At 39.4% G+C, this 1094-nt stretch carries 2 protein-coding genes; both read left to right on the top strand.

Going from position 1 to position 1094, the window contains the following annotated elements:
- Positions 1–23 precede the first annotated feature (23 nt).
- On the top strand, positions 24–551 hold the full coding sequence (locus VB740_RS36685; protein WP_323204709.1) for a winged helix-turn-helix domain-containing protein: 528 nt from the start codon (positions 24–26) through the stop codon (positions 549–551).
- Positions 552–675: 124 nt separating this feature from the next.
- The gene (locus VB740_RS36690; RefSeq protein WP_323204710.1) at positions 676–1041 is read left to right on the top strand and encodes a hypothetical protein; all 366 of its coding nucleotides are present in this window, start codon (positions 676–678) and stop codon (positions 1039–1041) included.
- The last annotated feature ends 53 nt before the right edge of the window (positions 1042–1094 follow it).

Below are 1094 nucleotides of genomic sequence, written 5' to 3' on the forward strand. Positions count from 1 at the left end.
AAACTCGATAAATTAAAATAACCATGAGCCGCCCTTTTAAGATTGAAATCGCAGAGAGCGAAGAAGAACTTAAAAAACGTTTACAAACAGCCAACTTAGGGAATCAGAAAGAAAAACTTATTATGCTGTGGTGGATAAAAAGCGGGCAGGTTAAGGAGCAGCAAGACATTGGAAAACGCTTGGCGAAAGATACATCAACCGTGACAAGGTGGTTGCAAAAGTATAGATCGGGTGGGCTATATGAATTATTGTCAATCAAAAAAGCTCCAGGAGCAAAACGGAAAATTCATGACGCAGCGATGCCTACGGCGGTAAACTACGCAGCACTCTCAGAGGAGTTAAAAACAGGAAAAGGCTTTAGTAGCTATGGTGCAATAGTTGAGTGGTTAAAACAAGAACATGGACAAGATATAGAGTATGCAACAGTTTATGCATGGGTTCGATATAGATTAGGAGCAAAACTCAAAGTACCACGTCCTCAAAGCCATAAGCAGGATGAAAAGTTAGTATCTGAGTTTAAAAAAAACTCGGTATCATCCTCAATAGCCTAGAAAAACATCTTGCACTTGGTAAGTGTATTCATTATCTGTGCCAGGATGAAACCAGGGTGGGATTAAAAACTTTAACAGGAAAAGTGATTACGGCTTCTGGAGTTAAACCAACTGTACGCGTGAAATGGGAAAGGAAAATTTTTGGATTTATGGTGCAATTGAACCATTAACAGGACAACATTTTCAGCAAGAATACCCCAAGCTTAATGGTGACTATTTTCAACAGTTTTTAGACTGGTTATCTGAGCAATTAGGTGAAGATTATGCAATTTTACAAATAGACCAAGCTCCTGCTCATATCAGTGGTGCAATTAATTGGCCTGAAAATATTATTCCCCTGCAACAAAGCCACCTCATTTCCCTGAACTCAATCCAATTGAAAGGCTTTGGCAGTTTCTCAAAAAATCTCTCAAAAATGAACTTTTTTATCGAAGAAAGGCAGAGGGCAGAAGGCAGGAGGCTCAGTTGGAATACTGTTTTCTGCCAATAAGCCCGTGACAATCATGGAACTTGGGTTTAAGACCCCCACCAAATTTTCTTGTT

It is taken from the genome of Nostoc sp. UHCC 0251 (assembly GCF_034932245.1).
Lineage (GTDB): Bacteria > Cyanobacteriota > Cyanobacteriia > Cyanobacteriales > Nostocaceae > Nostoc.

Bases quoted from the DNA above. Each gene is read 5' to 3' on its own strand.
- VB740_RS36685 (WP_323204709.1), top strand. From the start codon at position 24: ATGAGCCGCCCTTTTAAGATTGAAATCGCAGAGAGCGAAGAAGAACTT.
- VB740_RS36690 (WP_323204710.1), top strand. From the start codon at position 676: ATGGGAAAGGAAAATTTTTGGATTTATGGTGCAATTGAACCATTAACA.